Genomic DNA, 25,865 nt, shown 5'->3' on the forward strand with positions numbered 1-25,865 from the left:
ATGAACTTGAACCATTGCTCCACGCCCAACCGCTGGCTCGCCTTCGAGCTGAGCGTCCTGCGTCGCCTTAAGTTCGCCTCCGCCATCGATCCCTTCGCCGGAGACGCTCGTCTCGGCGCGCGTCTGAAACGTTGGGGCGTGCGCGTGATCGTCAACGATATCGCTCAGTGGGCTTGGACCTGCGGCCTCGCGCGTGTACAGAATGACGCGAGGCGATTGACCGAAGAAGATCTCGCGCTCGCGCTTGAAGACGCTTACGTGCCGCGTCAACGCCTACAGAACGAAGCCCTCCGTCGCTGGTTCAAAGAGACCGACGCCATCTGGCTCGACAACGTGCGCGCCAACGTCGAGAGGATACCCGATCCGATGAGCCGCGCCGCCGCGATGACCCTGGCGTTGATGGTCGGCGATTACGCCCTGTCCTTCGACGAAAGGACGGAAGCGCTTCGTCAACCGCTCTCTCAGGTCTTTCGTCAACTGTGGATGACCTTCCCTTCTCCCATCGACAACCAGCAACAGAATCTCGCCTTCAACGATGAGGCGCGCGAGTTCATCCTTCGGCAGAAGGCCGATCTGATCTTCATACGCCTGCCGCGCCCGCGCCCGGCGCGGCGCTGGGCTTGGCGCGAGACATGGGTACGAGGGCACGAAGCTTGGATGGAGGAACTCGAGCTAAAGCTGGTGGACCGCTTGGGGACGCGCGTCGCGAGCAAACGTCAATACCTGCGCCTGGCCGAAGAGACGTTCGAAGCCGCTTCGCATATCCCTCTGTGGGTCATCGAATGGACGGAGGACGGTTTCATCTCCGCCGAGGAGATCGCCACGGCGGTCAACCAAGTGCGCAAAGTGGAGACCATCTATGCGAAGGATTTCTCCGAACTGACGAACGGGCGGGCAGCGATCATCACCGCCACCTGAAACCAGATGAGATCTCGACAGATCGCCTCAGATCGATTCACCGAACTTCGTCGGCCATCCCAGAACTCCGCCCTTCAGCGCCCGCCTTCCCGCTTAAAGCCCGCAGATGCGCCCGCACCGCTCCGCCTAAATTTCGCAGATTGTAGCCCCCCTCCAAACATGAGATGAGGCGTCCGGCACAAGCCTCCTCGGCCCAAGCCATGACGAGCCGCGTAAGATGAGTGAAATCGTCATCTTCGAGCAATAGCTGGCCCAGCGGATCATCTTTACGCGAATCGAAGCCAGCCGAGATGATGATGAGATCAGGGACGAACCGCGCGCGTATGTCGGCGAGCGCGGCCTCGAACATGCGCCGATATTCGACGGCGGGCGTGAAAGCGCGCACCGGCACGTTTAAAGTGTAGCCCGCTCCGCGCCCCGTCCCCGTTTCGCCGCGCGCTCCCGTCCCCGGATACCACGGATATTGATGGATGGAGAAGAAGAAGACGGTCGGATCGTCATAGAAAATCCCTTGTGTTCCATTGCCGTGATGCACATCCCAGTCGACGACGGCCACGCGCTCAATCTCCTTGTAACGATTCTGCGCATAACGCGCGGCGATCGCGACGTTATTGAAGAGACAGAACCCCATCGCTCTATCCCGCGTTGCATGATGGCCGGGCGGGCGTGCGGGCACAAAAGCGTTCTTCGCCTGCCCGGCCATCACCAAATCGATGGCGCGGCATGCCGCTCCGGCAGCGCGCAAAGCCGCATCGAATGAACGCGGCGAGACGACCGTATCTGGATCAAGGTACCCCCATCCTTCGCGCACCGCCTCTTCGACGCGACGGTAATGCTGTGGCGAATGGCACGCCTGAATATCACCACGCGCTGCTGCCGGAGCTTCGATCTCGATCAGCTCCGCCCACAGCTCCGCATCAGCGCGCAGCGCGTCAATGATGGTCGTGTAACGCTCTGGACGCTCAGGGTGCTCCCCGCCCGTGTAATGCTCACGGTAGATCGGATGATGAACGAGAGCCGTCGCCATTGGTTCCCCAAAGGGCCTTGACTCGATGCGACTGTTCCGGAAGCGCCTTTAGACTTCGAAATAAGGAGGATCTATTGACCGGCGCTCCAGAAGCTCGCCAAGCGCCGGCCAAAGCATTCCCCTCAAGATCACGGACGGTCGCGCAGGATTACTTGGCGCCCCCCTTGGCCACCTTTTTTGCCGCACCGTGCGTGCGTCGCAAACTGACGACTACCCGACCAGTCTCATCGGCGCGAAAGACCAAGTAATCGCCAGCACGGCCGCCCAGATAACTGACAAGCGGCGCAGGGATTTTGCCGCGCACTATGCCGCCATCGTTCGTCAACTTAGCTTTGAATTCCACAGGCTCTTTCTTCGCTGCCATTTTTCCGACCTCCCTTGAATCGAAGCTTGTCGAATGGTGTGGCTCAACCCTCCGAATGTTAGATGCAACCGATCCCCGTCTCTGACCGGTACAAGCTGTTAGAACTTAGGATACGCGCTTACTGGTCCACTAGGCAAGTAAGCAGCCGGAGGTTCAGGAACGCTCTCATGAGACCGTCGGGGAAGCTGGCTTGATGAGGCCGGATGGCCCGGAGGCTCGCCTTCGATTCAGCGAGCCTCCGGTATAAAGGGGGTTAAGATCACTTGCATTTCGAGTAACCGCAATCTCTGCAGGTGTCGCAATTCGAGGCGTGCTCCAACTGCCCGCCGCATTCCGGGCAGACGCCCGTCTGGGCGCGCTTGACGTCGTCCGCTTTGGCGATCTGGCGCGCCGCATCGGGCAACCCCGCAAGCCTTCGCGCCGTGATCAGGATGCACTCGGCGACGGCCTGTTCGGGGCTCGTCAGCAACCGCTGATTGAACCAGACCGCATGAGTTCCCGTCACTTTGTTGAGCGAGCGGGCGACCTCTTCGGCCTCGAAGCCGCCGCGCAACATTTTACTGGCGAGAAGGCCGACTCCGCCTGAGATGGGGCCGGTGGCAAAGACTTCGAGGATTTGGCGTCCGTCGTGATTGACGGTGACGTAGAGGTTCTGTCCATCGAAGGGGATGCGCCACGTCCAGCCTTGAAGTTCGCGCGGGCGCTCCAGGCGAGTCGCGCTCTTCGCTTCCAGATTTGGCGACTCATGCGAGGCGGTTCCGGTCGCCTGTTGTGGGGCCGTGGAGACCGTGACGGTGTTCAGGACTTGGGAGTCGCGGCTGCCGTCGCGATAGTAACTGACGGCCTTGCATCCGAGTTGGCGCGCCAGTCTGTAAAGGCGATCGACGGATTCGACCGTATCATTGGCCGCCCCGTTGACCGTCTTCGACACGCCGTTATCGACGTGGCGTTGCGCTGCGGCCAAAACTTTCACGTGCTGTTCGGCGGTGATCTTCATGGCGGAGATGAAATGCTCCGGCAACTTCTCCTCGTGCTCGACGACATACTGAGCAGCCCGATCGATCGACGCCTGATCCGTCTGATCGACTTCTAGCCCGAGAGCTTCTGCGGCCAGCGTGTGCACATAAGTGCGCGTCCCCAAGGTATCGCGCCGGACGTAAGCCCAACTGAAATTAGGTTCGACGCCCGAACTGGTTTCGGCGACGAGCGAGATGGTTCCCGTCGGGGCGATCGTCGTCACCTCGTAGTTGCGCGGCGTCAAGGGGAGGTCGCGCGGAATGCCGACTTCGCCGTAGAGAAAATCGGCGTAAGCGTCGCGATTGGGTTCGAGTTCCGGGAACGTCCCCTTTTCGCGCCCCAGAGCGAGCGAGGCGAGCCACGCTTCCTTGCGAATGAAGCCCATCACTTCATCCATCACGGCGATCGACTCATCGGACCCGTAGGTGATGCCGAGTTTAAGCAATAGATCGGCGTAGCCCATAATGCCGAGGCCGACCGGACGTGTCCGCTTCACCACGTCATCTATTTCTGGGAGCGGCCAACCGCACACGTCGATGACGTTATCGAGGAAGCGAACGGACCAGCGGACCGTATCAGCGAGCGCTTCCCAGTCGACTCTCCGTTCCGGGTCGTAGAACTTCGCCAGATCGATCGAGCCCAAGTTGCACGAATTATTGAAATGAAGCGCTTGTTCGGCGCAGTTGTGGACCACGATGCCGTTGGCGATGAACGAATGTGTGGCTGGCTCGGTCAGATCGAAGACATCCTCCACGCCGTCGAAAGTGACGCGCGCGACTCTTGCCGTAAAGGTTTCTTTGGGTTCGCGCGTGCGCCTTTCGACGATCATTTCAAGTTTCTGTTGCTTAGCGCTCTGGAGAAAACCTATCTCACGGGCGAATGTTCTCAGGTTTTCACGCGAGATCACAAGTTCGTGGATGGGCTGGCAAGCATAAAGCCCTTCGCCCCCGCGCCCGTTCGGCAAGATCTGCTTCCTTGCTTCCCTTCGATGCTGATAAATCCGACTGGCGATGCCGAAATTGAGAAGCAGACACTGCACGTCTCGCAACAATTCCAGCGAAATGGAGCAGAGACGCACCGAAGCGCCTTTCTCCAAATTACTGAGCACCGTACCATTGGCCGAGAAGAGACCTTGCAGGAAGCCGCGCTGCATCTGTTCCGACCCGCGAAAGACGCGCTCCGAAACGCGCAACTTCTCGCGCACCAACCAACGATCTTCGATCAACAGATCACGCAAGCGCGTGGATGTGATTCGCGCTTCGTTGCGCTCCACTATTCGGGCGACGCCTACCACATAATCTTTGCGCGCGCCGCGTCCCATTGGGACGAGTTCGTTGACGTAAGACGCAAAAGTCGGCGCGAGCGCGCGATCTTCGCCCCAAAAACTGAGCACGGCTTTGCTCGACGTAAGGTGTCCATCGCCGACCATCCACCCCGTCACGCGCCCCAATTCGAGCGATCCTTCCGTGCCGAATGCGCCCTTGCGGTTGAGGATGTGGATTTCGTCTCCCGGCTGTAGTTTGCCGAGTTCGACCCAACCGCGCTTGGTCATGATGCGGTGATCAGCGGTGGCGCGCAGGACGTACCCTTCGATGGTTTCGAGCCGGAAGACCGGACGGCGTCCGGTGCGGAAGACCGCCGAAGCTTGCGCGACCGCAGGCTCATGCCCGAACCTTCCATCGACGACGACGCTGACCTTTTGACCTTGCCGGAACAGTTCGCCAGCGCGCACCAACCCCTGATCCGTGTAGATGAGCGCGTCGGCCGTCACGCAGGGATTTGTCGCGTAGATCGGCCCCATCGAGGCCATCATGTGATTGTGCCGGTTGACCTCGTCGATGAAGATGACGCCCGGTTCGGCGTAACGATGAGCCGAGGCGACGATGCGATTCCACACATCCGGCGCATAGACCATCCCGGGGCGGGGCGGATCCTCGCGGCGCAAGGTTGAAAAATCGGTGCGCAGGAAATCCTTTCGATCGGCGAAGGTGACGGTCGAACCGTCCTCGCGCCGCCACACGCAGTAATCCCCCTCTTGGACCGGATCGTAGATGGGTCGCTCCCACGGGCGGCCATCGAACTCGAGTTGGAACCACTCGCCGCGATCGACGGCCTCCATGAAGCGGTCGGTGACGGTCACCGAGATATTGAAGTTGGTTAAACTGGTCTGATCGTTCTTGGCGTGGATGAAGCGCAGGATGTCCGGGTGGGTGACGCGCAAAATGCCCATGTTGGCTCCTCTTCGGACGCCGCCCTGCTTGACCGTCTCGGTGACGGTGTTGACGATCTGCATGAAGGAGACCGGTCCCGAAGCCTGTCCGTGCGAGGAGCGCACTAAACTTCCGGCCGGGCGGATGAACTCATAGGTCATCCCCGTTCCACCCCCGCTTTTGTGAATGAGAGCGCAGCGTTTGGCGTGCTCCATGATGCCTTCGATGGAGTCCGGCACCTCCAGCACGAAGCAGGCAGCCAGTTGGCCGCGCGGCTTTCCGGCGTTGACCAGACACGGCGTGTTGGGGATGAAGTAGCGCCCCAACATGATCTCGCTCATCGCCTCGTAGAAGGCGCGGCGGGCGGCCTCGTTGGTCTCAGCTTGCGCGATCGCGCCGACAACCCGACGCACGATGTCGGGCCACTCTTCGAGCGGCCTTCCTTCCGCATCCTTCAGGCTGTAACGCTTGGCGATGACGCGCCGCGCGTTCAGTCCGAGCGCTTCGGCGTTTGATCCCTTGAGAGCTGATCGGTAGATCCTATCTTTTCGCTTTTCGATCACGGTGCTCATCGTTCTTCCGCCTTTCTTTCGACGCGAAAAGGCGCACGCTCCCGCGCGCCGCCTTCGAAGTGGGTAGAGCCTCAGGATTTCAAAGCTTTTTCCTTGCGAAGAATAGAGCGCCCCGCCGCTGACACCTCGTGCCAGCCCCCAGCGTCGCTCCTTTTTGAACCTTGAAGACGCGGCGCAGTATACACGCTAGCCCGCCCGCTGTCAATATTCATCTCCCCAATATGTTGTGGCACCCTTTTCGAAAGCTCCAACAGAGCGTGCCTATTAAGAGTTTACCTCAACTTTCCTGAAGTGGCGACTCGGCAAGAGGCTAACCCGGCTAATGGCGAGGAGGACGGAATCTGCGAGCCGCTGCTGCTCCTCTGTTCCTACGCCCGTTGCCGGGCGCATGGCGTGTGATGGGCGGGACAGGATCTCGCAGCATAAGAAGCCCCGCCTGCATCTAAATTCGCGCGTCCTTGCGCGAGGCGATCGCTCCCGGCAGAATGGATGCGCTGTCCGATCGCTGCGGACGGCAAGATGAATTACTAAGGAGCAAAGGTTTTTCAAGAGTCGTGGCATTGATTCAACCCAAGGATGGACCTTTTCGGGATAGCTTAGCACACGCCATCGCTGCCGATGGGAATGTCAGATGCATGGCCGCCGTGACGACCAATCTGGTGGCAGAGGCGGCGGCGCGTCATAAGACCACGCACACAGTGACGGCAGCTCTCGGGCGAACATTGACCGGCACGCTGTTGTTGGCTGCGGGCGTAAAAGAGCTGGACCGCCTGACGGTGCAGATCGACTGCAATGGCCCCATCGGAGGCATCACGGCGGAAGCCAACGGGCGCGGCCAAGTGCGCGGTTACGTGCGCAATCCGCGCGCCGACGCCCCGCTCAACGCGCAGGGCAAGTTCGATGTGCGCGCCATCGTCGGCGAAGGCACTCTGTATGTGACCTACGAATCTGGATTCGAGATCGGCCTTTACCGCGAGCCCTATCGCGGCTCAGTTCCGCTCATCTCGGGCGAGATCGCGGAAGATTTCGCTTATTACCTGTCCAAATCGGAACAGATCCCCTCGGCGGTCATGCTCGGCGTGCTCGTGCGCGCGCGGGCCAACGGCGATCACTTCATCGAAGCCGCAGGCGGCATCATGATCCAGATCATGCCCGGCGCGGATGAGCAGACGGTGCGCGCGCTCGAAGAATCCGTCAAACGGACGCCGCAAACGACGACGCTCATACGCAGAGGGGCGCGGCCTGCCGATCTACTGCAGGCGGCGCTGGGCGATTTACGGTTCGAGTTGCTCGAAGAGCGAGAGGTCGAGTTCGCTTGTACGTGCTCGCACGAGCGCGCGCTCGCGCTGATCTCAGCGATGTCGCTCGCCGAGATCCGCTCGATGCTCGAGGAAGATCGCGGAGCCGTGATGACCTGCCATTTTTGCAACACCACCTATCGCGTGCAGGAGAGAGAGCTTGCCGAGATCTTGCAGCGGGCTGAAAAGGAAGGATGAGCGGGCGAGCGCTCGAAAGTTGCGCTCGCTCTCTTTCCATCATCGGCGAAGACGGGCGCGCGATCCTGAACGCGGATCGAAGCTGCGCTCGCTCTCTTCCCATCATCTCGATGATGTTCCGGGGGTGAGAAGATCGTAGTTGCCGAGCGCGCGGTTCTGCGCGTCGAGCGCGCCGATCGCCTCTGACGTCTCCTCGAGCATCTGTTTAGTCATCGCGATTGAATCGCTCAACTGCTCGAAGTCTATCATCGAGACGCGCTCCGGCGTCGGCAATGCGACGACCTGATCCTTGACCAGACCGAAGAAGTTTTCGATCGACTGCAGTTGGCCTTCGACCAATTTCACAGAACGTTCAAGCTCATCGAAAGCGGCCAAGCGACGCCTCAGTATGGCGACGTTGGCCTGTTGAATACGCCGCTCGCGTTCGTCCGCGGCCTCTTCGACGGCGCGTTCAGCCTGCTTCAATTGGTTCTGGATCACTTGCCGATTGATCGAACGCAGATGCTTTTTCCGCCGCCGGTAGACATCAAGCAGATCGACGAAATCCTCCCAGCGCTGATCGAGGCTCTTGAGATTCGAAGGGATCTCGCGCGCCCCGGTCAACCGCTTGTAGTCCTTGTAGATCTGCTCTTTGACGTAGTTGAGGTAGTTGACCGCTTCGCGCTCACGCGGGTCGAAGCTTTCGATCAATCTTTGCCGCTGTCTTCGCCGCTCCTCGAGGGCTTCGCGCCGCCGCCGTCGATCCACCAACCGACGATAGACGGAGCTGGTCGGAACGGTCGAAAGGTAGAGCAGCTCACTGATCAACGCGGCGATGAGCGGGATGAGCGATTGCGTATAGGCAGCGGCGATGGCGAAACCGGCTAGCCCCCAGAAGTTCGCCGGTTCACGCAGCGCCTCTTTCAGATATTCCAAGTTGTTCTTCGTCCTCTCCATCATCTTGAACCGCTCGATCAGCGCTTGGCGATCTGCGTATCCTCGTTCGTGCCCTCAGCGTCGGCGGCAGGAAGCGCCCCCTTCTCAGCCGTCTGCGCGCCGGGCAGCATCCCCATTTGTCGTTTATATTCGAGCAGGCGCTCCTGTAGCTGCATATCCATGGCCTCGCGCTCGATCTCGTGCATCTGCGCTTCGACCGAAGAGGCCCCTAACTGCATTTTGGCTTCAGCCGCGGCGACGCGGCGATCGATCTTCTCGCGCATCTCGTTGAAGGTTGATGCGTCATCGCCGAGCTGGAAGGCTTCCATCGTCTGCGCCAGTTGCTCTTGCAACTTAGCCTGTTTCGATTGGTTGATAAGCTGCATCGCCTCCGCGGTGCGCCGCTGCATCTGCAAGATGTAGTTGTCGCGCGCGCGGATCGCTTGCTGAGATGCTTGTCGTGCGTGCTCTAGTTGCTGTGTGGTCCGCTGCAGATCGAGTTGCGCTTGCTGCAATTGACCGATGTAAGCGGTGGCGATATCGTCGCGCCCCATTTTGATCGCCGCTTTGATTTTGGCATCGAGATCGGTGATCTGTTCTTCAAGCCGTTGCTTGGAACGCTCAAGCAGCTTTTCGGTCGCGATCACCTGTGCCACGGAGCTGTTCAATTCCGGCACGCGGTCGCGCATGTCGCGAATCGTCTGCTGCAAGATCAACTCCGGGTCCTCGACCTTCTCGACCAATCCGCCGAACAACGCCCGGATGGATCGCTTCAATCTCTTCCAGACTCCCATGATTTCCGCCTCCAGCTCGCAAGCGACCGATCAGAAAACTAGTACGACGCGGATCGTGGCACGGTTTCATGCGCGCCGACGCCACCTCGATTCGAGTATATCAGGAAGGGAGCGTAAACGGCTAGATCGATGGGGACGAGGTTTCGCGAGCGAGGCGAACCGGCACGGACGAGCGCGTTCTCCTCTTCGGGTTTGACGAAAGGGAGCCCGAGGCTGTCGCGTGCCGAGATCGCCTTTTCGGTCACGCTCCCGAATCAGAGAGGATTGAACCGAGCGAACGCGGATTGCAAGGTCGGCAAACCCGAGTCAGTTCGCGGCCCGAATCAGAAGGGATTGAACCGAGCCAACGCCTATTGCGTCGAAGGACTCGAGTGAAAAAGCGGATCATCAGCGTCCGATGTCGCGACGATAGTGCATGCCGTCCCAGTCGATCAGTTCGATCGCTTTGTAACAGCGAGCGAGCGCTTGTTCGAGCGTCGCAGATGCTGCGGTGACGCCAAGCACACGCCCTCCAGCGGTGAGCCACTCGCCTTTGCGCCCCTTCTCCGTTCCCGCATGGAAGATTTCGACTTCCGCGGCGCGCGTCGCTTCCTCTAGACCGCGGATCACGGCTCCGGTTTCGGGCTTTTCGGGATATCCGCGCGCGGCGAGCACGACGCACGCGGAAGCGCCATCGGCCCAGGAGACCTTCACCTCGCTCAATCGCCCGCGCGCGACCGCATCGCAGATCTGGACCAGATCGCTCCGCAAACGCACGAGGATCGCCTGCGCTTCCGGATCACCTAACCGCACGTTGTACTCGAGAACGCACGGCCCTTCAGCCGTCAGCATCAGACCGAGGTAGATGACGCCGCGGAATTCGATCCCTTCGACCCGCAACCCTTCGAGCGTCGGTTCGATGATCTCGCGCACGGCGCGCTCGAAAGCCGTTCGATCGATCACCTCATCCGAGGTGATCGCGCCCATGCCGCCCGTGTTCGGGCCGGTATCGCCTTCGCCCACACGTTTGTGATCGCGCGCCGGCGGGAGCAAACGATAGTCGCGCCCATCGGTCCAGAACATCAGCGAGGCTTCGCGCCCTGTAAGCGCCTCTTCGATCACGACGCGGTTGGCCGCTTCGCCGAGCTTGCGCTGGACCATCATCTCCGCGATGGCTCGCTCGGCTTCTCGATGATCGCGCGCGACGACGACGCCTTTGCCTGCCGCTAAACCGTCGGCTTTGATGACCACCGGCGCATCTTCGCCGAACTCTCCGCTGCGCACGATCCGTACCGCTTCGTCGGCCGATTCCGCGACCCTAAACCGCGCCGTTGGGATTTTGTGTCGCGCCATGAACTCTTTGGCGAAGACCTTGCTTGATTCCAAGCGAGCCGCAGCGGCGACTGGACCGACGATGGTCAGACCTCGCCGTCGAAATTCATCGACGATGCCGCGCGCAAGCGGAGCTTCGCTGCCGACGATCGTCAGATCGACGCGCTCATCCGCAGCGAATCGAGCCAGCGCCGAAACGTCTGTGGCCCCGATCGGCACGCAGCGCGCGATCTGCCCGATCCCGGCGTTTCCCGGAGCGCAAAGCAGTTCCACCTGATCCTCCGCCGTCCGACGCAAAGCCCACGCGAGGGCGTGTTCGCGCCCACCTGAGCCGATGACGAGAACCTTCATCCTCTTCCCATCCTCTGGCGATTGAACCGAAGCGGCCTATTCTATGAGGTCGGAAGCGAAAGTTAAAGTCGGGCGTCGCCCTCAAACGACCGAGCGTGCGCTTTGACAAGCGCAAAGCTCGGTCGCGCCTCAAATGGGCCTTTAGCGCTTGATCTGAAGCGATGCTCGGATCTTTTGAGCTTACGGCGATGGGGGATCTCGCCGCCCTCCGACTCGCTTTCGGCTGCTGGACCAGCGCGTTCACGGCTCCTTGACGAGGACGGCCAGATCGCTCACGTGCTCTTCGGTGAACGGCGCGCGTAGCTGTATGTTGTAGCGACTCAGCAACCACAGCTCGGGTATGATCTCGGCGATCAGCGAACCGCAATCGAAGACGCGCACCATCGCGCTTTCGGAGACGACGATGGCGATCGCCTGCGTCACCTTCGAGATCGAAGCGGCGGCGAAGTGGCGGCTCCCTAAACCGAGCGGGATATCGACATCCGAAGCCTTGGCGTCAAGATAACGGCAGGCCGAAACGACGACGCCAGCATCGGAGATGACGAACGCGCCATCGAGCTGCGCAAGCTCCTTGACCGTGCCGCGCAAATCCGGGTCGGTTATGTGTTTGACCTCATCCGGATGCCCGGCGAGCGGATCGAGTATGAGCGGGCGCGAATGGGCCAGCACGTTATCGGCGTCGCCGACCGTAAAGAGCGTGCCGATGCGCCGCCCCTCGCGCCCTTCGCGCGCGATCTCGACGGCGAGCTCTATCGTCGGATGCAGAACCTCCTTGCTGCACCAATGCGCGCGATCGCAGATACGATCGAACAACATCCCTCCCTTCTCTCCCTCAATCGCTAAACCGTCGCGCCGAAAAGCTCTCCTCTCCAACCGATCGCTCATCACTCCTCATTCGGGTTTAGTCGGCGATGAATCGGGATTTCGCCCGCGAAGCTGGCTTTCGATCTCCTGCTCGCGTTTCTGCTCGATGGCTTCGAGGACGCCGAGCTTGGTCCAGAACTTGCGCTTGATCTGCCGATCGTAGAGATACCACTTCCAGCGCATGAACTCCTCTTCATAGGTTCCGGCCAAGAACCCGACCGGAATCTCGAAACCGCCCGCCTCGCGCCGCCCGCCGCCGTAGTAACGCCCCGAATCGCTGCTGCCGAGCGCCTCCTTCAGGAAAGCGTCCGGGTTGAGCGTCGCCTTGCGCGTGCGCAAGCTGCCGATGACCATCTCGCGCTCGCCCGGTTTGATGACGATGCCGTAGACGATCGCCGTGTGGACGTTCTCTTCGGTTAAGAGGAAGTCCGCCGCTTGCGGGATCGCGTCGCGATCCTCGTAGCGCACGTAACCGACGCCAGCGATGCTGTAGTTGTCGCGCACGATGCGCGATTCGAGAGCTATCTTGATGATGTCCATCGCCTTGCGCGAACGCTCGATGGAAAGTATGGCGGCGAGCGTCGTCTGATTGACGAACTCGGCCAGATACGCGGCGGCCATGTAATCTTCGCGCCGCGCGCGGACCATGCCGCCCGTCTCGCTCCTGATGCCGTGCATCAGCGCCGTCGCCAACCGCACGTGGCTTTCGTCGGTGCGATCGAGCGGGAGCAAACCATCCTGTAGATATTCGGTGTAGATGGTCGCCGTCGCGCCCACATGCCGGATATCGACGAATTCGGCCTCGATGACGTTCTGAAACTCATGGTGATCAACGATCGCGAGAACCGGCACGCGCGCTTCGGCGAGTCTTTCCGTCAGCCGCGTCGTCGTCCCTTGCGTATCGACGAAGACGCTCGCATGATACCGCGCGACATCGTCGCGTTCGGTCAAGCGAATGAGCGGGATGTCGAGCAGCTCGACGAGCGCGACGTTCTCATGATGGCTGATGACGCCATCATAAGCGATGTCGCACTCGATCTCGTAGCGCGCCGCGATCATCTGATGGGCGAGCGCCGACGAGATCGCGTCCGGATCGGGGAAACTCTGCAACACGATGATGTGGCGCTCGCCGCGGTGGCGTTCGAGCAGCGCGGCGAGCTCAGCCGCTTTGGAACCTGCAGGCAACGAAGGAGCCGTCTGCTCCTTGGTTTCGGTCGATCCCTCAACCACCTTGTACCTTTCGCGTTCCATAGGCCATCCCTTCTTTCGCTACGCGCACGAAATTTGGCAACGCGCGCCAACTACCAAGCGCGCGTTGCCCCAGCTATGGTCATCACTGCGGTCTGACCGGCAAGAAGAAAGTCTGCGCCTCGCCCGTGTTCGGATTCTGCCGCGCAACGAGCAGCAGCACGGGATGATCGCCAGCCTGTCGAATGATCGATTCAAGCTCGGCTGGCGTGCGCACGGGTTGCCGATTGGCCTCCTGAATCACATCGCCCGGCCTGATGCCGGCTTGCGCCGCTGGTCCATCCGGATCGACATCGGCGACGATGAGCCCTTGCAATTGACCGCGGATACCGTAACGCGCGGCTAGCTCCGGCGTCAACGGCTCGACCACAATGCCGAGCCGTCCGCCCGGTCGGTTCTGATCGCCACCGCCCATCGTCCGGCGGCGCCCCTGATTCGGCAACTGCAGCTCAGCCAGCGTCACTCGCACTTGCTCCTCACGTCCGTTGCGCCAGATCGTGAGCGTCACCTCCGTCCCGGGCAGGAACGAAGCGATGCGATTGCGCAGATCGTTGCTGTCATTGACAGGCGTGCCGTTGACCGCGAGGATCACATCGCCAACGCGGATGCCTGCCCGCTCGGCGGGGCTGCCAGCTTCGACGCTATTGACGATCGCGCCGCGCACCTCGCGCAGCTTCAAACTTTCGGCGATGTCAGCCGTCACAGGCTGAATGCCAACGCCCAATTTGCCGCGCCGCACCGTCCCCGTCTTGATTAGCTGCTCCATGACGTTCTTCGCCATGTTGGACGGAATGGCGAAACCGATGCCGATGTTGCCGCCGGTCGGACTGACGATCTGCGAGTTGATCCCGATCAATTCGCCGTTCGTGTTCACCAGCGCGCCGCCGGAATTGCCGCGATTGATCGGCGCGTCGGTCTGGATGAAATCCTCGAAACTGCCGGAACCGGGACTGCTCGTTGCACGCCCTTTGGCGCTGATGATCCCCATCGTCACCGTCTGCTCCAAGCCGAGCGGATTGCCGATCGCCAACACCACGTCGCCCACTCGCGCTTTGTCCGAATCGCCCAGAGGCAATACCGGGAGATTGTGAGCCTCGATCTTCAGCACGGCCAAATCCGATGGCGGATCGGAACCGACGACCTTCGCCTTGAAGACCCGCTTATCGCTGAGTTCGACCCGTATCTCTTCGGCGCCATCGATCACATGATGGTTCGTCAGAATGTAACCATCCGGCGAGACGATGACCCCTGAACCCAGAGCCTCCTCCGGGATCGTGCGCGGCTCTTGCGGCAAGTTGCGAAAGCCGAAGAACTCGCGGAAGAAAGGATCATCGAAGAACGGGAACTGCTGCGCCACGCGCACGCGCCGCTCCGCCGTGATCGTCACGACGGCGGGCGCAACGCGCGCGACCACATCCGCATAAGAAGTCTGGGCGACGGGTGCGGCCACTGGCGGCGTCGCGACTGCGGTCGCCGCGCGCGAGCTGGCGCCGCGTTCACTACAAGCGACGATCAGTAAAAGGATTGCGAGAAACAGACCAAGCTTCGTTCGAACGAACATGGCTCGTAACCGATCTCCTTCCAAGAACTGGTTTCAAAAGCACTTCTTGCGGCGGACTTCCGGAGTTGAACGTTTGAACCGCGGGCAAACATCCCTCGCTCCTTCCATCCGGCTGAACGCTTCTGTTAGACGCCAAGCTTTAAGCTTGGGGCTGTCCATCGACGCGCTACAAGCCATGCTCCGGCATCTTGAGGGGGCTGCGGTCGTCAAAAGATCTTCAAACCGCGCGCCAGAGCCCCTGCTCCAAACGGCGCAATCGCAAAGCGAGGGCGATGAGCAGAAGACCGAACAAGAATGCGTAAAAAGCAATGATCCAAACGACGCCGATCGCTCCGGCGGATGGCACCAGAACGATCAGGATGCCGAAAAGGAGCGAAAGCGCCCCGCTCAGCGCCAACAACCATTCGCCCGCCACATAGCGGCGCAATCGGATCGCCGCGGCGATCTCGAGCACACCGGTGATGATCGCCCACGCCGCGATCAGGTAGAGCAGCGCGAAGGCCGTAATCCCGGGCCAGAAAAAGGCGATAATGCCGACGAGGACGCCAGCGAGCCCTTCGAAGAAATGCACCCACCAACGCTCGTATCCTTCCGGCGCTCTGAGCGCGGCGAGGATGGCAAATAGACCGTCTACCAGAGCGTAAGCGCCAAAGAGCAGAGCGAGGACGATCAACGTGAGGCCAGGCCACATGACGGCGAGGATGGCGAAGATGATCGCCAAAACGCCGCGTAGCGCGAGCGCCCACCAATTGCGCGCCAGTAGAACGTAAGTCATCGCACCTCCTCCTCAAAAAGAACTCAACAAAGCGAAACAAGATGGATCCGATTATGGAGCGCCGCGATGACGCTCAAGATGATCCAAATAAAGAACTCAACAAAGCGAAACGAAGATGGGGCTGCCTGCTGAGGGCAGCCCCGCTTTACAGAATCACTGAGTGCGGCCAGCGGCTTGGGCCTGTTCCTGCCCGGTCTCAGTGGCCTCCTTGATCTCGATGCGACGGCCACGCGGCTGACGCTCCGGCACCTGCAAGGTGATTTCGAGCACGCCGTTGCGGAAGGTCGCCGTCGCGTTCTCCGCGTTCACGCCCTCGGGCAACGGGATCTCGCGATAGAAGCGCCCGTAGCTGCGCTCCGAGCGATAGAAGCCTTCGCGCCGCTCCTCGTGCTCCTGCTTGCGCTCGCCTTGGATGATGAGCGAGTCGTCAGTGATCTCGACGTGCACATCATCCTTGGTCAAGCCCGGCAGATCAGCACGCACCACGAGTTGATTGTCACGTTCGAAGACCTCGATCTGCGGCGACCACATCCTCTCCCTGAATTCAGAAAGTGAACCGAACTCAGTCCAGCGCGGAATGAGGCTGCCGCCGAAGAAGTCTTCGAAGAGGCGATCCATCTCTTCAGTGAAGCGGCGCATGAAGGCGAACGGGTTTGTGATCGGCGAAGGCATGAACGTCTCACGCCGCGCCAAGCCGCCCTGCCGCGGAGATTCGGTCGTCTGCACGGTCTGTTCCTGACGCTCTTTGTCCTTCCTGGTCATCTCCTCTCACCTCCTTTCGGGAAGATCTTGTGAAGATTTGCGAAGCCGATTTCGAATTACGATCGCTTTTCGGATCCTTCGACGCGCAGTTCATTGGTGACCTCGAAGAGGCCAGGTACGCTGCGCGCCGCAGCATAGGCGAGTTGACTGTCCGCCTCGCTCGCCACCACGCCCTTCAGCGTCGCCCGCCCATTCTTGACGATGATGTGAATTGGCGGGATCGCTTGCACGGCGTAGCGGAAGAGCGGCGAATCCCAATTGTAGATGGCGCGATAGAGCGCAATCCGCAACCGATCGTCCTGCGGTGAAAGAGGTAAAACCTCGATGTTGTTGACGACGCGCGAGACGCCTTCGATCTCTTTGACGCGCGCTTCGGCGTCGGACTTGGTTGTCGGACGCACGACCTGCCCGCTCAAGATGACGGTGCCATCAGGCTGCACCTGGTATTCGAGCCAATCGAAGACGCCATACCAAGGTAGCGTCGCTAACTCGTGTCGCACCTCGCGCTTGATGTATTCGAGGCTGCGCGCGGTGCCAGCTTCGCGCGGCGTCGGCGTTCTGCTGATCGTCGGCTGCTGCCGACGCTGGGCCTGCCGCGCACTTACTCCGACGCTCGTCAGCAAAAGTAACGCGATGAGCGAAGCGAATGTTTTGCGAATCATCTCTCCCCTCCTCCTCAAATCGAACCGCGCGACGCTGACCGTAGATCTTTCGCCCCGAGAGAGGTCACGTTCACCTCGGGCTTCAGCCAGCTACTTGCTGCGCGGCTGGCTCAGTCTCTTTGGCCGTGAACGTAAAGCGGCCATCTTTCCAATCGACCACGACAGTCTGCCCATCGCGCACTTCGCCCTTGATCAGAAGGCGACCGATGGGCGTTTCAAGCTCGCGTTGAATGGCGCGCTTCAACGGACGCGCGCCGTAAACCGGATCGTACCCTTCGCGCGCCAGATGGGTCGCCGCCTCGTCCGTCAATTCGAGCGTGATGTGACGCTCGGCCAAACGCCGACGCAACCGCTCGAGCTGAATCTCGAGGATGCGCTTCAAATCCTCCTCGGTGAGCGAATGGAAGACGACGATCTCATCGACGCGGTTCAGGAACTCGGGCCGGAAGTGACGGCGCAGTTCGGCGAGCACCGCCTCTTTCATCGCTTCGTAGGCAGCCGAATCGGTCCGCCCGCGGAACTCGAGGATCATCTCTGACCCGATGTTCGACGTCATGATGATGATCGTGTTCTTGAAATCGACGACGCGCCCTTGGCTATCGGTCAAGCGCCCGTCGTCGAGGATCTGCAAGAGGACGTTGAAGACGTCGCGGTGAGCCTTTTCGATCTCGTCGAAGAGGATCACCGAATACGGACGCCGCCGGACGGCTTCGGTCAACTGCCCGCCCTCTTCGTAACCGACGTAACCGGGCGGCGCGCCGATCAACCGCGCGACCGCGTGCTTCTCCATGTATTCGCTCATGTCGATGCGAATGAGCGCCTGTTCATCGTCGAAGAGGAATTCGGCCAACGCGCGCGCTAGCTCCGTCTTGCCGACGCCGGTCGGGCCCAGGAAAATGAACGAACCGATGGGCCGGTTCGGATCCTTCAACCCGGAACGCGCGCGGATCACCGCATCGGCGACGGCGCTCACCGCCTCGTCTTGACCGACGACGCGCCGATGTAGGTGCTCTTCGAGATGAAGAAGCTTTTCGACTTCGCCCTCCATCAGTTTCGAGACCGGAATGCCGGTCCAGCGCGAGACCACCTCGGCGATGTCCTCTTCGTCCACCTCCTCCTTGATCAAGCGCGCGCCGCCCTGCTTCTTGGTCAAACTCTCCTCCTCTTCGCGCAGACGGCGTTCGAGCTCCTGAAGCTTGCCGTAACGAAGCTCGGCGGCCCGGTTCAAATCGTACTCGCGTTCGGCCTGTTCGATCTGAATGCGCGTTTGCTCGATCTCCTCGCGCAGCTTGCGTATGCGCTCGATCGCCTCCTTTTCAAGCTGCCACTGCGCGCGCAGTTGGTCGGCCTGCGCTTTCAGTTCGGCGAGCTCCTTTTCGAGCTTCTGAAGGCGCTCCTGCGAGGCGCGGTCCGACTCTTTCTTCAAAGCCTCGCGCTCGATCTCGAGCTGCATGATGCGGCGTTGCACTTCGTCGAGCTCCGCCGGGAGGCTCTCGATCTCGGTGCGCAAACGGGCCGCCGCCTCGTCCACAAGGTCGATCGCCTTGTCCGGCAGGAAACGATCCGAGATGTAGCGGTGCGAGAGGACCGCCGCCGCAACCAGCGCCGAATCCTTGATGCGCACGCCGTGATGGACCTCGTATCGCTCCTTGAGGCCGCGCAAGATGGAGATAGTGTCTTCAACGCTCGGCTCGTCAACCAGCACGGGCTGGAAGCGCCGTTCGAGCGCGGCGTCCTTCTCGATGTACTTGCGATACTCGTCGAGCGTGGTCGCCCCGATGCAACGGAGTTCGCCGCGCGCGAGCATCGGCTTCAAAAGATTGCCCGCATCGACGGCTCCTTCGGCGCGCCCGGCGCCAACCACCGTGTGCAACTCGTCGATGAAGAGGATGATCTGCCCTTCGGCCTCTTGAACTTCGCGGAGCACGGCCTTCAAGCGCTCCTCGAACTCGCCGCGGTATTTCGCGCCGGCGATCAACGCGCCCATGTCGAGCGCGATCACGCGCTTGTTCTTCAGCGAATCGGGCACATCGCCGCGCACGATCCGCTGCGCCAAACCTTCGACGATGGCCGTCTTGCCGACGCCCGGCTCGCCGATCAAGACCGGATTGTTTTTCGTACGCCGTGAAAGGATTTGAATCACACGGCGAATCTCGTCATCGCGCCCGATGACCGGATCAAGCTTGCCTTGCGCGGCGAGCTTCGTCAGATCGCGCCCGTAGCGCTCCAAAGCCTCATAGGTCGCTTCCGGATTGGGCGAGGTGATACGTTGGCTGCCACGCACCTGCCGCAACGCCTGCATCAGACGATCGCGCGTCAGCCCCATCTCGCGCAGGATACGCCCGGCAGCGCCTGCCGGATCATCCACCATGGCGAGCAGCACGTGCTCGATCGAGATGTACTCGTCTTTCAACTGGCGGGCTTCATCTTCAGCCTGCACGAGAAGGCGGTTCAAACGCGCCGTGATGTAGATGTCGCCCGGACCGCCCGCTGGCGAAGAGACTCGCGGCAGACGACTCAACTCTTGATCGAGACGGCGGCGCACCGTCTCCCAATCGACGCCCGCCTTCTCGAGGATCGAGCGGGCAAGTCCGCCTTCTTGTTCGAGCAGGGCGAAGAGCAGGTGTTCGGCGTCGATCTGCTGGTTGCCGCGGCGCGTGGCTTCGGATTGGGCCGCGCGCAGGGCTTCTTGAAGCTTTTCGGTGAAGCGGTTGATGTCCATGGATCAGGCCCCTTTTCAAAGAGTCAGCGATGCGGAACCGAATTTGCCCGAACTCTCGCAGGTCGTTTGGAAACCGATCGGATTCGTCACTCGATTGACCTTCGAGGCACATGACGTGCCATCCGGGTTCGTTCGCATCCATTTTGATGCACCGAGATGATAAAAAGTTGAGTCTTCCATTGTCAAGAGTTTTGATAGAGGACTTGACAAGTCGGGGCGGCCCGTGTATCATTCACCACGAAAGCCCTGAAGGAGAGGCCTTGAAATGAAGAAGCTGTCTCCAGCCCACGTCCTTCATGCCGCGCTCCAGCTACTCCTGCTCGGCGCTGCCATCTATCTCCTCTACTCCTTCTGGGTGGGGACAGCCGCGCGCCAAGTTCCCTACTCGACCTTCATCGAGCAACTCCGACAAGGGAAGATCGTAAGCGTCCAAATTGGTTCGACCGAGATCCGCGGTCTGCTCAAAGCAGAGAATGGGCGTCAAGAGATCGTCGCGGCCATCCGTCCGCCTGAGGTTCAGGATCCGGATCTGCTGCCGCTCCTGCGCGAAAAGAGGGTCGAGGTCGTCGGTCAGCTCGATACCGACGGTTGGTGGCGGGCGCTCTTCGTTTCGGCCTTTCCCATTCTGCTGCTGATCGGCTTCTGGCTATGGACCTTCCGCCGCTTTGCCGGACAGGGGGCTGAAGCGCTTCAGTTTGGGCGCAATCGCGCCAAGATCTACGACCGGAGCGAAGAGCAGAAGGTCACGTTCGCCGATGTGGCGGGCGTGGACGAAGCCGAGGCAGAGCTTGTCGAGATCGTTGATTTTCTGAAGCATCCGCAGAAGTATCAGCGTCTTGGCGGGCGCATTCCGAAGGGCGTGCTGCTGGTCGGCCCGCCGGGCACGGGCAAGACCTTGCTCGCGCGCGCCGTGGCGGGCGAAGCGGGCGTGCCGTTCTTCTCCATCTCCGGATCGGAGTTCGTCGAGCTGTTCGTCGGCGTCGGCGCGGCGCGCGTGCGCGATCTATTCGAGCAGGCAAAGAAACACGCGCCCTGCATCGTCTTTATTGATGAGCTGGATGCCATCGGCAAATCGCGCGCAGGCATCGCGGCGGCTTCGTTCGGCGGCCATGACGAGCGCGAGCAGACTTTGAATCAGCTGCTCGTCGAGATGGACGGGTTCGATTCGTCCAAGGGCGTGATCATCATGGCCGCGACCAACCGGCCCGAGGTTCTAGATCCAGCGCTGCTTCGACCCGGAAGGTTCGATCGGCAGATCGTCGTTGATCGGCCCGACATCAAGGGGCGCGAAGAGATCCTGCGCGTCCATGCGCGGCGCGTCAAACTCGCGCCGGACGTCGATCTTTCGGTCGTCGCGGCGCGCACGCCTGGCATGGTCGGAGCGGATCTGGCGAACATCATTAACGAGGCCGCCCTTCTTGCCGCCCGCCGCGGGGCCGAAGCGGTCGAGATGCGCGATCTCGAAGAGGCGATCGACCGCGTGATGCTTGGGCTCGAAAAGCGCAGCCGCGTGATGAGCGCTGAGGAGAAAGAGCGCGTCGCCTATCACGAAGTGGGCCATGCGCTCACGGCCCTGTCGGTCGAACATGCCGATCCGGTCCATCGGATCACGATCATCCCGCGTTCGATCGGCGCACTGGGCGCGACGCTTCAGCTTCCGACGACCGAGAGGTATCTTCTGACCAAACCCGAGCTGCTGGACCGGCTGGCCGTCATGCTCGGCGGGCGCGCAGCGGAAGAGATCGTCTATGATGGCGTGATCTCGACGGGCGCACACAACGATTTAGAGCGCGCGACGGAACTGGCTCGGCAGATGGTCATGCGCTACGGGATGAGCGAGCGGCTGGGCCACATGACCTTCGGCAAGCCGCTCACGGGCCGCTTTCTGGATTCGACGCTTTCGTTCGGCGAGGAGCGCAACTTCAGCGAGCGTACCGCCGAACTCATTGACGATGAGGTGAAGCAATTGATCGACGCGACCTACGAGCGCGTGAAAGAGATTTTGCGGCGGCGACGCGCAGCGCTCGATCTGGTCGCGCGCGAACTGCAGAAGCGCGAGACCATCGGACGCGAAGAACTCGAACGATTGGTCCACGAAGCCGAAGCGGGCAAACCCGCTGAAGCCGCCGCGACCGTTCACTGAAGGATGGGATGGGGGCGTATGCACAGGTTCTACGTCATGCGCGGACCACAAGGTCAGATCGAGACGGTGAAGGTCGGGGGGCAGGCTTTCGTCGCCGTCTGGCCCGATATGATCTCGGCCTTGCGGTATAAAGCGCGCCATCCCGAATTGATGAGCTTCTGGACGGTGCCGCTCGACCGGCGCCTTTACGAGGAGAAGTTTTTGGACGCCAGCGGCGGGCGGGCGCGCTTCTTCCTGATGTCGGGCGCCAATCCGGGGCAGGAGATCGAGCGCGGGCGCGCGCTTGATGTGAGCGAGATCGAAGCGGAGCTCTATCCCGAGCTAAGCCGCCACGCGCTGCAAAAGTGGCGTCATGCGGCGCGCTCCGCATCGGGTCTGCGTGCCAACGAGGCGCGAGTTTGATCGAAAGTTCGAATCGAAAAGCGATATTGAGTCATACAGCAGCGAGGAGGTGCAGCACTAATGGCTAAAGCGGTTGGCATAGATTTGGGAACGACCAACTCGGTCGTCGCCGTTATGGAAGGCGATAAACCGACCGTCATCATCAACAGCGAAGGTGGGCGCGTGACGCCTTCGGTCGTCGCCTTCACCAAGACGGGCGAAAGACTAGTCGGCCAAGTCGCCAAGCGGCAAGCGGTCTTGAACCCGGAGCGCACGATCTACTCGATCAAGCGTTTCATGGGCCGGCGTTATTCCGAAGTCACGCAAGAGATCAAACAGGTTCCTTACAAAGTCGTCCCCGGTCCGAACGACGCCGTGCGCGTCGAGATCGACGGCAAGCTCTATTCGCCCGAAGAGATCTCGGCGATGATCCTGCGCAAGCTGGTCGATGAAGCGTCACGCTACTTGGGCGAGCGGGTCACCGAGGCCGTCATCACCGTCCCCGCCTACTTCAACGACGCGCAACGGCAGGCGACCAAAGACGCCGGGACCATTGCCGGATTGAACGTCCTGCGCATCATCAACGAGCCGACCGCCGCCGCGCTCGCTTACGGTCTCGACAAGAAGAAGAACGAGACGATTCTGGTCTTCGACCTTGGCGGCGGCACGTTCGATGTCTCCATTCTCGAAGTGGGCGACGGCGTCTTCGAGGTCAAAGCCACATCGGGCGACACGCATTTGGGCGGCGACGATTTCGACAAACGCATCGTCGATTGGATGCTCGAGGAGTTCAAGCGCGATCAGGGCATCGACTTGAGCCGCGACCGCCAGGCTCTGCAACGGCTGACCGAAGCCGCCGAGAAGGCCAAGATCGAGCTCTCTTCGACGATGGAGACCGAGATCAATCTGCCCTTCATCACGGCGGACGCTTCGGGACCGAAGCATCTGTTGATGAAACTGACGCGCGCCAAGTTCGAGCAATTGACGCACGATCTGGTCGAGCGCTGCATGGGGCCGGTCCAGCAGGCGCTCGCCGATGCCAAGTTGACGCCTGATAAGATTGACGAAGTGATCCTCGTCGGCGGCGCAACGCGCATCCCGGCGGTCAAAGAGTTGGTCAAGCGCCTGACGGGCGGCAAAGAGCCCAACCAGTCGGTCAATCCCGATGAGGTGGTCGCCGTTGGCGCGGCGATTCAGGCCGCCGTGCTCAAAGGCGAAGTCAAGGACGTCCTCTTGCTCGACGTGACGCCGTTGAGCTTGGGCGTCGAAACGTTGGGCGGCGTGATGACCAAACTGATCCCGCGCAACACGACCATTCCGACGCGCAAGTCGGAGATCTTCTCCACCGCCGAAGACAACCAGACGGCCGTGGACATCCACGTGTTGCAGGGCGAGCGCGAGCTGGCGCGCGACAACCGCACGCTCGGGCGCTTCCGTCTAGAGGGCATCGCGCCCGCACCGCGCGGCGTGCCGCAGATCGAAGTCACTTTCGACATCGACGCCAACGGTATCTTGAACGTCTCGGCCAAGGATCTGGCGACCGGCAAAGAGCAGAAGATCACCATCACGGGTTCGACTTCGCTCGACAAGAGCGAGATCGAGCGCATGATCCGCGACGCCGAGCAGCATGCCGAAGAGGATCGGCGTCGGCGCGAACTGGTCGAAGCGCGCAACAACGCCGACTCGCTCGCTTATCAGGTCGAGCGCTCGCTCCGCGATCTGGGCGATCGGGTGCCCGTCAACGAACGCGCGCGCGCCGAGCAGTTGATAAGCGAGATCCGAAGCGCGATCAAGGATGATTCGGTCGGCATCGATCGCTTGCGCCAGTTGACGAGCGATCTACAGCAAATCTCGCATGCGATCGCGAGCGCCGCTTACCAGCAGACGACCTCGGCGGGCGCTGGCGCGACGAGCGGCACCTCTGGCGGTTCGGGCGACGATGTGATCGATGCCGAGTACACGCCGAAGAACTGATCGCGCGCTGGCCCAATCGAAGAAGGCGCAAGCTTAGGGTTGAGGGCGGAAGATGGCGGCTCAGGTGAAGGATTACTACGAGATACTCGGCGTCAGCCGCACGGCTTCGGAAGACGAGATCAAGGCGGCTTACCGCCGTCTGGCGCGCAAGTACCATCCCGACCTCAACCCGGGCGACAAGGCCGCCGAAGAGAAGTTCAAAGAGTTACAAGAAGCCTACGATGTGCTCTCCGATCCGGAGAAGCGCAAGCAGTACGACCAGTTCGGGCCGAACTGGCGCGCGGCGACGGCGGGTGGTCCACCGCCCGGTTGGGAAGGCTTTCGCACTGGACCAGGCGGTTTCGATTTCAGCGATTTCGAATTCGGTTTCGGGCGGGGCGTCGGCGCCGATATCTTCGAGGAGCTTTTCGGCACGCGCACGCGCCGACGGCGCAGTCGCGGTCAAGACGTCGAAGCCGAGCTGGAGCTTTCGCTCGAAGAGGCGCACCGCGGCGGACGGCGCACGATTCAACTTCAGGTCGCTGATCTCTGTCCGAGTTGCCAGGGCACGGGACTGGTCGGCGGCAATCAGATCTGCGCGACCTGCCGCGGCGCGGGGCAAGTGTCGCGATCTAAATCGATCGAAGTGAACATTCCGCCGGGCGTGCGCGACGGCACGACGCTGCGGCTCGCCGGTCAGGGTGGAGCCGGGGCGAGCGGCGCGCCCGCAGGCGATCTCTACCTGCACATCAAGTTGCGACCGCACCCGCGCTTTACGGTCCACGGCGATGACGTTGAGACCGAACTGCAGATCGCGCCATGGGAAGCGGTCCTCGGCGCGCGCGTCACGGTGCCGACCATCGATGGGCAGGTCGAGATGACCATCCCGCCCGGCGCGCAGACCGGCCAGCGATTGCGTCTGCGCGGGCAGGGATTGAACCGTCGGCGCGGCGGTCGCGGCGACGAGTACGTGCGGTTGAAGATCGTCGTCCCGCGCGCGCCGACGCCGGAGGAGCGTCGTTTATTCGAGGAGCTGCGGCGCATCTCACGTTTCGATCCGCGCGCCGTATGAAGGGAGCTGAAAGCGATGACGACCACGGCCTTCGTCCGCTTGACCGATTTCGATCTGGATGAGCCGTTGGCCATCGAAGAGGTGGCCGAAGCGACGGGCGCGCATGAGCGTTTGCTCCACAGACTGGTCCAGTCAGGTCTGCTCGAAGCCATCTGGAACGAGGCGGGGAAACCGATGCTCACCACACGCACGATGCTCCGCTTCCGCCGGATGCAGAGGTTGCACCGCGATCTCGGGGTTAATTTCGCCGGCGCGGCTGTGATCCTCGATCTGCTGGACCGGATCGAGCAGATGCGCCGCGAGCTAGACAACCTGCATGAAAAGTTCTGACCTGGGCGTGCGGAGATCAGTCTCCGCGCCGAAAATCTCAAAAACTTCATGAGGAGGTGAATGCAAAGATGTCGGTTCCGATTCGTCCGCTTCATGATCGCGTTCTGATCAAGCGTATCGAAGAACCCGAGCAGATCCGTGGCGGTATCGTCATCCCTGACACGGCCAAAGAGAAACCGCAGCAGGGCGAGGTGCTCGCCGTCGGCGAGGGCAAATACGACAAGGACGGCAAGCGCATTCCGCTCGATGTCAAGCCGGGCGATCGCGTCCTCTTCGGCAAGTACAGCGGAACAGAAGTGCGCATCGACGATGAAGAGTATCTCATCATGCGCGAAGATGAGATCCTCGGCGTCTTCACCGCTGCGGCCCAAACTAAGTCGGCGGGACGCTGATCGCCTCCGCGCGACGGGACTTCAA

The 25,865-nt window shown here is 61.3% G+C and carries 22 protein-coding genes; 9 read left to right on the plus strand and 13 right to left on the minus strand.

Annotation, left to right across the window (positions count from 1 at the left end; genetic code table 11):
• A complete protein-coding gene (locus tag PYK22_RS12080; RefSeq protein ID WP_041977640.1) occupies positions 1–918 on the plus strand; it encodes a hypothetical protein in 918 nt (305 codons plus the stop codon).
• Between the two features lie 37 nt (positions 919–955).
• Here the strand turns inward: PYK22_RS12080 and PYK22_RS12085 are convergent, their stop codons facing one another.
• The 3 genes from PYK22_RS12085 to PYK22_RS12095 all read right to left on the minus strand — a co-directional run bounded on the left by PYK22_RS12085 (position 956) and on the right by PYK22_RS12095 (position 6,108).
• On the minus strand, positions 956–1,945 hold the full coding sequence (locus PYK22_RS12085) for a histone deacetylase family protein (RefSeq protein ID WP_041977642.1): 990 nt from the start codon (positions 1,943–1,945) through the stop codon (positions 956–958).
• Between the two features lie 148 nt (positions 1,946–2,093).
• The gene (locus PYK22_RS12090) at positions 2,094–2,309 is read right to left on the minus strand and encodes a hypothetical protein (protein WP_041977645.1); all 216 of its coding nucleotides are present in this window, start codon (positions 2,307–2,309) and stop codon (positions 2,094–2,096) included.
• A 259-nt stretch (positions 2,310–2,568) separates the two neighbouring features.
• On the minus strand, positions 2,569–6,108 hold the full coding sequence (locus PYK22_RS12095) for an intein-containing adenosylcobalamin-dependent ribonucleoside-diphosphate reductase (protein WP_041977648.1): 3,540 nt from the start codon (positions 6,106–6,108) through the stop codon (positions 2,569–2,571).
• Positions 6,109–6,671: 563 nt separating this feature from the next.
• On the opposite strand from PYK22_RS12095, the gene hslO reads away from it, so the two are divergent.
• Positions 6,672–7,604, plus strand: a complete 933-nt coding sequence (hslO, locus tag PYK22_RS12100; RefSeq protein ID WP_408003172.1) for an Hsp33 family molecular chaperone HslO — start codon at positions 6,672–6,674, stop codon at positions 7,602–7,604.
• Positions 7,605–7,706: 102 nt separating this feature from the next.
• Here the strand turns inward: hslO and PYK22_RS12105 are convergent, their stop codons facing one another.
• Both PYK22_RS12105 and PYK22_RS12110 read right to left on the minus strand, forming a co-directional pair.
• Complete coding sequence (locus PYK22_RS12105; RefSeq protein ID WP_157770853.1) at positions 7,707–8,543, minus strand: hypothetical protein; 837 nt, start codon at positions 8,541–8,543, stop codon at positions 7,707–7,709.
• Positions 8,544–8,557: 14 nt separating this feature from the next.
• Complete coding sequence (locus PYK22_RS12110; RefSeq protein ID WP_060635628.1) at positions 8,558–9,313, minus strand: PspA/IM30 family protein; 756 nt, start codon at positions 9,311–9,313, stop codon at positions 8,558–8,560.
• A gap of 129 nt (positions 9,314–9,442) precedes the next feature.
• Here PYK22_RS12110 and PYK22_RS17775 point away from each other — a divergent pair, with 129 nt between their 5' ends.
• Entirely contained in the window at positions 9,443–9,688 is a 246-nt protein-coding gene (locus PYK22_RS17775) for a hypothetical protein (RefSeq protein ID WP_041977653.1), read from the plus strand.
• Positions 9,689–9,700: 12 nt separating this feature from the next.
• Here PYK22_RS17775 and purD read toward each other — a convergent pair whose 3' ends face one another.
• From purD to clpB, 8 genes are all read right to left on the minus strand, one after another.
• The gene (purD, locus tag PYK22_RS12120; protein WP_041977654.1) at positions 9,701–10,975 is read right to left on the minus strand and encodes a phosphoribosylamine--glycine ligase; all 1,275 of its coding nucleotides are present in this window, start codon (positions 10,973–10,975) and stop codon (positions 9,701–9,703) included.
• A gap of 240 nt (positions 10,976–11,215) precedes the next feature.
• Entirely contained in the window at positions 11,216–11,860 is a 645-nt protein-coding gene (locus PYK22_RS12125) for a DNA integrity scanning protein DisA nucleotide-binding domain protein (protein ID WP_060635629.1), read from the minus strand.
• 6 nt (positions 11,861–11,866) lie between these two features.
• Complete coding sequence (locus PYK22_RS12130; RefSeq protein WP_083437829.1) at positions 11,867–13,090, minus strand: DHH family phosphoesterase; 1,224 nt, start codon at positions 13,088–13,090, stop codon at positions 11,867–11,869.
• 82 nt (positions 13,091–13,172) lie between these two features.
• Positions 13,173–14,648, minus strand: a complete 1,476-nt coding sequence (locus PYK22_RS12135; protein WP_060635630.1) for a DegQ family serine endoprotease — start codon at positions 14,646–14,648, stop codon at positions 13,173–13,175.
• Positions 14,649–14,865: 217 nt separating this feature from the next.
• Positions 14,866–15,423 (minus strand): HdeD family acid-resistance protein, encoded by a 558-nt coding sequence (locus PYK22_RS12140; RefSeq protein ID WP_041977655.1) that lies wholly within the window; start codon positions 15,421–15,423, stop codon positions 14,866–14,868.
• A gap of 153 nt (positions 15,424–15,576) precedes the next feature.
• Positions 15,577–16,185, minus strand: coding sequence for an Hsp20/alpha crystallin family protein (locus tag PYK22_RS12145; protein ID WP_060635631.1), 609 nt, complete (start codon positions 16,183–16,185; stop codon positions 15,577–15,579).
• Between the two features lie 56 nt (positions 16,186–16,241).
• Entirely contained in the window at positions 16,242–16,847 is a 606-nt protein-coding gene (locus PYK22_RS12150; RefSeq protein WP_060635632.1) for a BON domain-containing protein, read from the minus strand.
• Positions 16,848–16,929: 82 nt separating this feature from the next.
• Positions 16,930–19,569 carry an ATP-dependent chaperone ClpB gene (gene clpB / locus PYK22_RS12155; RefSeq protein ID WP_041977657.1) on the minus strand — a complete coding sequence of 880 codons (2,640 nt, stop codon included), beginning with the start codon at positions 19,567–19,569 and terminating at the stop codon, positions 16,930–16,932.
• A 265-nt stretch (positions 19,570–19,834) separates the two neighbouring features.
• On the opposite strand from clpB, the gene ftsH reads away from it, so the two are divergent.
• From ftsH to groES, 6 genes are all read left to right on the plus strand, one after another.
• Positions 19,835–21,712 (plus strand): ATP-dependent zinc metalloprotease FtsH, encoded by a 1,878-nt coding sequence (ftsH, locus tag PYK22_RS12160; RefSeq protein ID WP_060635633.1) that lies wholly within the window; start codon positions 19,835–19,837, stop codon positions 21,710–21,712.
• Between the two features lie 18 nt (positions 21,713–21,730).
• A complete protein-coding gene (locus PYK22_RS12165; RefSeq protein WP_041977659.1) occupies positions 21,731–22,114 on the plus strand; it encodes a hypothetical protein in 384 nt (127 codons plus the stop codon).
• Between the two features lie 60 nt (positions 22,115–22,174).
• The gene (gene dnaK / locus PYK22_RS12170) at positions 22,175–24,067 is read left to right on the plus strand and encodes a molecular chaperone DnaK (protein WP_041977660.1); all 1,893 of its coding nucleotides are present in this window, start codon (positions 22,175–22,177) and stop codon (positions 24,065–24,067) included.
• A gap of 52 nt (positions 24,068–24,119) precedes the next feature.
• Positions 24,120–25,118, plus strand: coding sequence for a DnaJ C-terminal domain-containing protein (locus PYK22_RS12175; RefSeq protein ID WP_041977662.1), 999 nt, complete (start codon positions 24,120–24,122; stop codon positions 25,116–25,118).
• A gap of 15 nt (positions 25,119–25,133) precedes the next feature.
• The gene (locus PYK22_RS12180; protein WP_060635634.1) at positions 25,134–25,448 is read left to right on the plus strand and encodes a chaperone modulator CbpM; all 315 of its coding nucleotides are present in this window, start codon (positions 25,134–25,136) and stop codon (positions 25,446–25,448) included.
• Positions 25,449–25,516: 68 nt separating this feature from the next.
• Positions 25,517–25,840 carry a co-chaperone GroES gene (groES, locus tag PYK22_RS12185; protein WP_041977664.1) on the plus strand — a complete coding sequence of 108 codons (324 nt, stop codon included), beginning with the start codon at positions 25,517–25,519 and terminating at the stop codon, positions 25,838–25,840.
• Positions 25,841–25,865 lie beyond the last annotated feature (25 nt).

This window comes from Pyrinomonas methylaliphatogenes (assembly GCF_000820845.2).
Classification (GTDB): domain Bacteria; phylum Acidobacteriota; class Blastocatellia; order Pyrinomonadales; family Pyrinomonadaceae; genus Pyrinomonas; species Pyrinomonas methylaliphatogenes.

Excerpts from the sequence above, each read along its gene's own strand:
- PYK22_RS12080 (WP_041977640.1), top strand. The coding sequence starts at position 1 with ATGAACTTGAACCATTGCTCCACGCCCAACCGCTGGCTCGCCTTCGAG.
- PYK22_RS12085 (WP_041977642.1), bottom strand. The coding sequence starts at position 1,945 with ATGGCGACGGCTCTCGTTCATCATCCGATCTACCGTGAGCATTACACG.
- PYK22_RS12090 (WP_041977645.1), bottom strand. The coding sequence starts at position 2,309 with ATGGCAGCGAAGAAAGAGCCTGTGGAATTCAAAGCTAAGTTGACGAAC.
- PYK22_RS12095 (WP_041977648.1), bottom strand. The coding sequence starts at position 6,108 with ATGAGCACCGTGATCGAAAAGCGAAAAGATAGGATCTACCGATCAGCT.
- PYK22_RS12105 (WP_157770853.1), bottom strand. The coding sequence starts at position 8,543 with ATGATGGAGAGGACGAAGAACAACTTGGAATATCTGAAAGAGGCGCTG.
- PYK22_RS12110 (WP_060635628.1), bottom strand. The coding sequence starts at position 9,313 with ATGGGAGTCTGGAAGAGATTGAAGCGATCCATCCGGGCGTTGTTCGGC.
- PYK22_RS17775 (WP_041977653.1), top strand. The coding sequence starts at position 9,443 with ATGGGGACGAGGTTTCGCGAGCGAGGCGAACCGGCACGGACGAGCGCG.
- purD (WP_041977654.1), bottom strand. The coding sequence starts at position 10,975 with ATGAAGGTTCTCGTCATCGGCTCAGGTGGGCGCGAACACGCCCTCGCG.
- PYK22_RS12125 (WP_060635629.1), bottom strand. The coding sequence starts at position 11,860 with ATGAGCGATCGGTTGGAGAGGAGAGCTTTTCGGCGCGACGGTTTAGCG.
- PYK22_RS12130 (WP_083437829.1), bottom strand. The coding sequence starts at position 13,090 with ATGGAACGCGAAAGGTACAAGGTGGTTGAGGGATCGACCGAAACCAAG.
- PYK22_RS12135 (WP_060635630.1), bottom strand. The coding sequence starts at position 14,648 with ATGTTCGTTCGAACGAAGCTTGGTCTGTTTCTCGCAATCCTTTTACTG.
- PYK22_RS12140 (WP_041977655.1), bottom strand. The coding sequence starts at position 15,423 with ATGACTTACGTTCTACTGGCGCGCAATTGGTGGGCGCTCGCGCTACGC.
- PYK22_RS12145 (WP_060635631.1), bottom strand. The coding sequence starts at position 16,185 with ATGACCAGGAAGGACAAAGAGCGTCAGGAACAGACCGTGCAGACGACC.
- PYK22_RS12150 (WP_060635632.1), bottom strand. The coding sequence starts at position 16,847 with ATGATTCGCAAAACATTCGCTTCGCTCATCGCGTTACTTTTGCTGACG.
- clpB (WP_041977657.1), bottom strand. The coding sequence starts at position 19,569 with ATGGACATCAACCGCTTCACCGAAAAGCTTCAAGAAGCCCTGCGCGCG.
- ftsH (WP_060635633.1), top strand. The coding sequence starts at position 19,835 with ATGAAGAAGCTGTCTCCAGCCCACGTCCTTCATGCCGCGCTCCAGCTA.
- PYK22_RS12165 (WP_041977659.1), top strand. The coding sequence starts at position 21,731 with ATGCACAGGTTCTACGTCATGCGCGGACCACAAGGTCAGATCGAGACG.
- dnaK (WP_041977660.1), top strand. The coding sequence starts at position 22,175 with ATGGCTAAAGCGGTTGGCATAGATTTGGGAACGACCAACTCGGTCGTC.
- PYK22_RS12175 (WP_041977662.1), top strand. The coding sequence starts at position 24,120 with ATGGCGGCTCAGGTGAAGGATTACTACGAGATACTCGGCGTCAGCCGC.
- PYK22_RS12180 (WP_060635634.1), top strand. The coding sequence starts at position 25,134 with ATGACGACCACGGCCTTCGTCCGCTTGACCGATTTCGATCTGGATGAG.
- groES (WP_041977664.1), top strand. The coding sequence starts at position 25,517 with ATGTCGGTTCCGATTCGTCCGCTTCATGATCGCGTTCTGATCAAGCGT.